Consider the following 6151-nt stretch of genomic DNA (forward strand, 5'->3'; position numbering starts at 1 on the left):
TACCGTTATCGTTTGTAATGTCATGGATTTTGCCTCAATAATAATTTTGATCATCTTTCCTATACATTATTATTGGGACTTTGACCACTTGTTTGTTTAATTAATTGTAATTTTTTTTTATTGTTCAAAGAACAAAATAACCCTGTAGCAGATATATTCTTGATGTTTTATAACATAATCAAAGGTGCTTTTTGCCTTTTTGTATGTTTCGGAAAAACCTCCTTACCGCCTTGCTATCTCTTTGAATACCACCCGGTATTAGAGAGAGTAAAAAGAATAGCTCGTAAGTTGGTAAGGCTCAAGGCGAGAGGTTCAAGGTTCAAGGTTCAAGGTGCGAGGTGCGAGGTGCGAGGAATAAGAATAGCTCGTAAGTTCGTAAGTTCATAAGTTGATAAGGCTTGAGGTTAAAGGTTAAAGGTTAAAGGTGAGAGGTTAAAGGTTAAAGGTTAAAGGTGCAAGGGAAAGAGAAAAAGATATAATAAAGGCGGTTAAAACTCGTTCAGGGTGAACATGGCGCAGATGCTGTCGAGAAGAAGCGTGCCTTTTTTTGTGAGCCTGCATTGATTGTTATCCAGGGCAATAAGCTTTTTTTCTTTAAGATCGGATATCGTTTCTTTAAATACTTCTTCAAAAATCAAACCAAATTTTATATTAAAATTACTTATAGTTATTCCTTCTTTTTTTCTTAAACCAAGAAGAATAGCCTCAATAATCTGCTGCTCTTTTGAAAGCACTTCTTTTTCTTCTACGGGAAACAGGCCGGATTCAATAGTTTTTATGTAATCTGCTACACTTCTCACATTCCAGCTTCTTGACGTTCCATCAAAAGAATGTGCCGAAGGGCCAAATCCTATATAGGGTGCATCAGACCAGTATTTCAGATTGTGCCTTGATTTTTTAGAAGTGCCTTTGGAGAAATTTGAAATTTCGTAATGGATATAACCGCAGTTTTCCAGAAAGTCAGAAGTTAATTCAAATAAAGAGCCTGCAAGAAAATCAGGCATTGGAGAAAAGGCACCTGATTTCATATGATTATAAATCGGGGTTTTTGGTTCGTATGTGAGTGTATAACAGGAAATATGATCAGGTTCAATTTGTATGGCGGTTTTTAAATCAAAAAGCCATGACTTTTCCGTTTGTCCGGGAATCCCGTATATCAGGTCTATTCCAAGATTTTCGAACCCGGCATTTTTTGCCCAGGCGATTGCTTCTTTTGCTTCCATAGCCGAATGAATCCGGCCGAGAAATCTGAGATATTCATCGGAAAAAGACTGAACCCCGATATTTATACGGTTTATACCGGTTTGCTTAAATTCTTTTAAGGATCCGGGGGTGACGGTTTTAGGGTTTACTTCTATCGTTATTTCGGGGTCAGGTGTAATTTTATACAGATTAAAGACTGTCTCTATAATTTGTCCGATATCTTTTGATTTCAAAGCAGAAGGCGTGCCGCCGCCTATGTAAATGGTATCATAAATCAGCGGAACGGATTTATATAAAGACATTTCAAGAAGAAGAGCTTTAACAAATTTTTTTTTAAGGGAATGGTCGGTAATGGAATAAAAATCGCAATAAGGGCATTTGCTTATGCAAAAAGGAATATGAATATATAATCCGGCAGGATTGGGTTCTATCGCAATTGTCATAAATTTGTTCCGCTTGGGTATGGGCGTATGCGATTTTCCCCCTATTCCTTAAACGGTTCTGCAAGTTTTAGCCCGAGTTCAAGGGCTTTTTTGTTTATATCAACAAGGTTTGCAGGTATTCTTGATTCGAGTACTTTCATGATTGATTCGGGTCTTACGATATCTGACATTGATATTACAGTACCTAACATGCAGATGTTATATACAACCGGTTTCCCGATAGTGTCCATAACAGATTCATACATGGAAATCTCTCTCTGGCGCGCAGCCACTTTGTTATGGGTTTTAACATAGTGCGTATCGGTAATAAGAAAACCGCCGGGACGTATTGTGGGTGAAAACTGGGTGTATGCCTCCTGCGTAAGACAGACAAGAAGATTGGGATGATTCACTTTCGGAAAATTTATTTCGGAATCAGATATTATTATATCGGCTTTTGTTGCACCTCCTCTTGCCTGGGCTCCGTATGACTGTGATTGTACCGCAACAAGATTCTCGTAAATTACAGCAGCTTCTGCAATAATGATTGCAGCCGTGATCACGCCCTGGCCTCCTGAGCCTGAAAAAACCATCCTTATTCTTTCCATAATTAATTGTCCTTCTTTGCTCTTTCGATGATTTTATCGTATTCTGTGCAATATTCAGGCTTATCCGTTTCAAGAAAAACGCCAGTCTCAATCAAATCAGGATTTTTCTTTTTTGCCTCGGAACCAACCGGTGTTGTTTTTTGCTTCATAAGTTCCATCATTTCGTACGCATTGCCTTCTTTATTTTTTCTGCCGTAATAAGTAGGACACTGGGAAAGGATTTCTACAACCGAAAAGCCTTTATGGGTGATGGCTTTCTTGATTAAATCCGTTAACTGGCATATGTGATATGTAGTAGAGCGGGCTACGAAAGTAGCACCCACGGCCACAGCTAAATCCACAACATCAAAGGGATGATCTATATTGGTATATGGCGCTGTTGTTGCAAGAGTACCGTATCCGGAAAGAGGCGAGTACTGCCCGCCCGTCATTCCGTAAACACGGTTGTTCATAACTATTGCAGTCATATCAATATTACGGCGCGCAGCATGAATGAAGTGGTTTCCTCCTATTGCAAGCGCATCACCGTCTCCCATCGGCACAAGCACATTCAGTTCGGGTCTGCTCATTTTTATACCGGTAGCAAATGCGAGCGCACGTCCGTGAAGTGTATGCATAGTGTGAAAATCAAGATAGCCTGAGATCCTGGCGGAACATCCTATGCCCGATACCATAACAATATCGTTTTTGTTTAAGCCGAGTTCTTCCACAGCTTTTATAAGGCCGTTTAAAATTATGCCGTGCCCGCACCCCGGACACCACATCTGGGGGAAAAATCTTTCTCTGATATAATCCTTAACCGCCATTGTTATACCCCTTTGCCCTGGATCAGCCTCATTATGTTTCTGATATCTGTGGGAGTTATCAGCTCACCGTCAATGCGGTTTGCAAGAAAGACCTTATCGGGATTATCAACAGCCGTTTTTACCTGCTGCAGTACTTGTCCCATGTTCATTTCCACAACGATAATGCATTGTGCTTCAGAGCATTTTTCCCTCACAATTCCTGCCGGAAAAGGCCATAAGGTCTGAAGCTCAAGAAGTCCGATACGCTCTCCGCGTGCCCTTCTGTTTTTTACCACATGAAGCGCCGAACGGGCTGAAGATCCGTAAGAAACAAAAATCGTTCTCGCATCTTCAAGAAAGTACTCTTTATATCTTGCAATATTATATACATTGTTTTCTATTTTATCTACAAGATGGCGAAGAAGTCCGTGGACTACTTTAGGATCACTTGAAGGGAATCCCCACATATCATGAAAAAGTCCGGTAACATTGTATCTGTGGATACCCCCGAAATCAGACATGGGAAGACGTCCGTCTTCTCTTGGTAAATAGGGATGAAAATCAACCCCTCTTTTTACTGAGGTCTTGAGTCTGTCAACAATATCAAGAGCGTCCTTTTCAGGTATTATCAAGCCCTCGCGCATGTGCGCTGTAACTTCGTCAAAAAGAAGAATAACCGGCGTTCTGTACATTTCGGACATATTGAAAGCATCAACGGTAATGGAGAAAACATCCTGGTGATTTGAAGCAGTCAGTACTATTATGGAATGCTCCCCGTGGGTTCCCCATCTTGCCTGGTTTATGTCGCCCTGGCTTACATGTGTGGGATTTCCTGTTGAAGGACCGCCGCGCTGAACATCTACAATCACGCATGGGATTTCAGCCATGACCGCATAACCTAATGCTTCCTGCATGAGAGAAAAACCTGGGCCGCTTGTTGCCGTCATAACTTTATTTCCGGTCAAAGAGGCTCCGATGATTGCGCATATTGATGAGATTTCATCTTCCATCTGAAGAAACTTTCCGCCTGTTTGCGGAAGTCTTACGGAAAGCAGCTCGGCAATTTCGGTTGAAGGCGTTATAGGATAGCCGGCAAAAAAACCCAGCCCGGCATATAATGCAGCTTCGGCACAGGCCTCATTTCCCTGAACAAATTTTATATTTTTCTCATCCATTTTCTCGCCTTATTCAATGTAACAACACAGGTTGTTAGTTTCACGGTTCACGGTTGGTTGCCAAACCTCAATATCTTCAAAACCTTTTTCACTCCTCCCTTTCCTTGAGCCTTAAACCTTGCACCTTGAACCTTATCAACATATCAGCTTATGAACTTACGAAGTTACGAGCTATTCTTATTCCTTGCACCTTGAGCCTTAAACCTTGTACCTGATTACTACTCAGTTATTATTTCTATGGCAAGATCGGGACACCTTAATTCACACAGCTTGCAGGCGATGCAGTCTTCCGGGCGTGCTGCAAACGCTTTTTCCTCTTTATCAATTTCAAGCACGTTTTTAGGACAAAAATGCGCACAGATTCCACAGCCTTTACACCAGCGTCTGTTTATTTTATGTTCTTTAAGTTTAGCTTTCGGCATAGTAATAATATATTTTCAGCTTTATCAGGAACTGCTCAGGTTGTTAGGCTCACGGTTCCGGGTTCACGTTGTCTTGAGTCTTTTATAACTCTCTAACCTTGCACCGTGAACCCTGAAACTTTGAACCTGAATATTTAACTTCTACATCATTCTTCGAGTCAGTTCATCAATAGTTTTATCTGCATTTTCAGGAGTAATCCCAAGGCTTATACTTGCATTTTCCATTCTTGCAAGCTTTTGAGGATTATCCATGTCACTTAAGCGTGAGAAAATCCCAAGCCTTCTTCCAACCCTGTATTTAAGCTGCTCCTGCGGAGGCATATCTATAAAAGTACGAAGAATATTTATAATTTTTTCTTTATCCTGCGGGAGTTTTCCCTCAACATCTTCAAACAGATTCAGGATATGGTCACTTTTTATATAGCTTGTTATATTGTTAAGATTTTCAATAAAAAGCAGAATCTCTTTTGCTGTTATCAGATCATTGCCTTTTTCAAACCGGCCGGCTTTGTATTCGTCGTAAAGTCCGGTGTTTTCAGGGATAGTAAGCGAACGAAGCCTTATAACATCCGGATTTATCTGATTTAAAGCATCTGCCGTTTCAAGAGCATGCTCTCTTGATAAACTTATACCGCCAATACCGGGCATAACATATTCGGAAAGTTCAAAGCCTGCCTTTTTTGCTTTTTGCCCTGCTTTTATATGCGTCTCTTTTGAAACCCCTTTTTTCACCATTTGAAGGACTTTGTCTGATCCTGATTCTAAGCCTATATGTATCCTGCTTAATCCGGCAGTCCTTATAGCCAGAAGATCATCGTCACTTATCCTGGCAACAGTATGAGACCTTGCATAAGATGTTATCCTTTCAGTCCAGGGAAAACATTCTTTCAGGTGAACAAGAATTTTTATAAGATCCGGTGGTTTGATTATAAGGCTGTTTGCATCCTGAAGGAATATGGATTTCATTCCTGCGGCAAGCCAGTAATATGCGGCATTAAAAGCTCTGCTCTCATTAGTCTCAACTTTTATATCGGCAGTGCTTATTTCCTGTTTACCTTTCTTGCGGGCCTCATCTGCAAGATGAAGCAGGTGCTTAACGTATTTATGGACTGTATCAATGTCTTTTATAACATGCTCAACTGGGCGGATGGAAAACCTTGATTCTTTATAAACAGGGCAGAAGGAACAGCGGTTCCATGGGCAGTTTCTTGTGATGCGTATTAACAGACTGTGTGCTTCGCTGGGAGGCCGGATTGGTCCCTGCTCAAAGCCTTTATATTCGGAATCCGGATTGTTATTTGATTTCATTTGTATATTCCCGGTTGTAAAAATAAAAAAAATTCATTAAACTGCGATAATTTTAATTTTTGTGAGATAAATAATTTATTGTTTATTGAGCCACTTTCAAAACGTTTCAGTTTGGTCAAGGTCAAGGCGGGCGAAAATTTTAACCACAGGAATACATTTAGTATTTCGAGGATTAAAATTTGAGCCCAACGCAGAGATCGGCCTAAATGGGACGTTTTGAAACTGGCT

At 40.6% G+C, this 6151-nt stretch carries 7 protein-coding genes; all 7 read right to left on the reverse strand.

Annotated features, from left to right (window positions below):
- Positions 1–488: 488 nt before the first annotated feature.
- The gene (gene hemW, locus VXK47_RS06685; protein ID WP_435547995.1) at positions 489–1646 is read right to left on the reverse strand and encodes a radical SAM family heme chaperone HemW; all 1158 of its coding nucleotides are present in this window, start codon (positions 1644–1646) and stop codon (positions 489–491) included.
- 41 nt (positions 1647–1687) lie between these two features.
- On the reverse strand, positions 1688–2233 hold the full coding sequence (locus tag VXK47_RS06690; protein WP_435547996.1) for a 2-oxoacid:acceptor oxidoreductase family protein: 546 nt from the start codon (positions 2231–2233) through the stop codon (positions 1688–1690).
- A 2-nt stretch (positions 2234–2235) separates the two neighbouring features.
- The gene (locus VXK47_RS06695) at positions 2236–3039 is read right to left on the reverse strand and encodes a 2-oxoacid:ferredoxin oxidoreductase subunit beta (protein ID WP_435547997.1); all 804 of its coding nucleotides are present in this window, start codon (positions 3037–3039) and stop codon (positions 2236–2238) included.
- Positions 3040–3041: 2 nt separating this feature from the next.
- Positions 3042–4193, reverse strand: a complete 1152-nt coding sequence (locus VXK47_RS06700) for a 2-oxoacid:acceptor oxidoreductase subunit alpha (RefSeq protein WP_435547998.1) — start codon at positions 4191–4193, stop codon at positions 3042–3044.
- Positions 4194–4411: 218 nt separating this feature from the next.
- Entirely contained in the window at positions 4412–4615 is a 204-nt protein-coding gene (locus VXK47_RS06705) for a 4Fe-4S dicluster domain-containing protein (RefSeq protein WP_435547999.1), read from the reverse strand.
- A gap of 141 nt (positions 4616–4756) precedes the next feature.
- Positions 4757–5923 carry a radical SAM protein gene (locus tag VXK47_RS06710; RefSeq protein WP_435548000.1) on the reverse strand — a complete coding sequence of 389 codons (1167 nt, stop codon included), beginning with the start codon at positions 5921–5923 and terminating at the stop codon, positions 4757–4759.
- On the reverse strand, positions 5920–6151 hold a 232-nt coding region (locus VXK47_RS06715), incomplete at its 5' end, for a hypothetical protein (protein ID WP_435548001.1). The genes VXK47_RS06710 and VXK47_RS06715, both read right to left, overlap by 4 nt.

The sequence above is a fragment of the Desulfobacterium sp. N47 genome (genome assembly GCF_051233685.1).
GTDB lineage: Bacteria > Desulfobacterota > Desulfobacteria > Desulfobacterales > RPRI01 > RPRI01.

Bases quoted from the DNA above. Each gene is read 5' to 3' on its own strand.
- VXK47_RS06705 (WP_435547999.1), bottom strand. From the start codon at position 4,615: ATGCCGAAAGCTAAACTTAAAGAACATAAAATAAACAGACGCTGGTGT.
- VXK47_RS06700 (WP_435547998.1), bottom strand. From the start codon at position 4,193: ATGGATGAGAAAAATATAAAATTTGTTCAGGGAAATGAGGCCTGTGCC.
- hemW (WP_435547995.1), bottom strand. From the start codon at position 1,646: ATGACAATTGCGATAGAACCCAATCCTGCCGGATTATATATTCATATT.
- VXK47_RS06695 (WP_435547997.1), bottom strand. From the start codon at position 3,039: ATGGCGGTTAAGGATTATATCAGAGAAAGATTTTTCCCCCAGATGTGG.
- VXK47_RS06710 (WP_435548000.1), bottom strand. From the start codon at position 5,923: ATGAAATCAAATAACAATCCGGATTCCGAATATAAAGGCTTTGAGCAG.
- VXK47_RS06690 (WP_435547996.1), bottom strand. From the start codon at position 2,233: ATGGAAAGAATAAGGATGGTTTTTTCAGGCTCAGGAGGCCAGGGCGTG.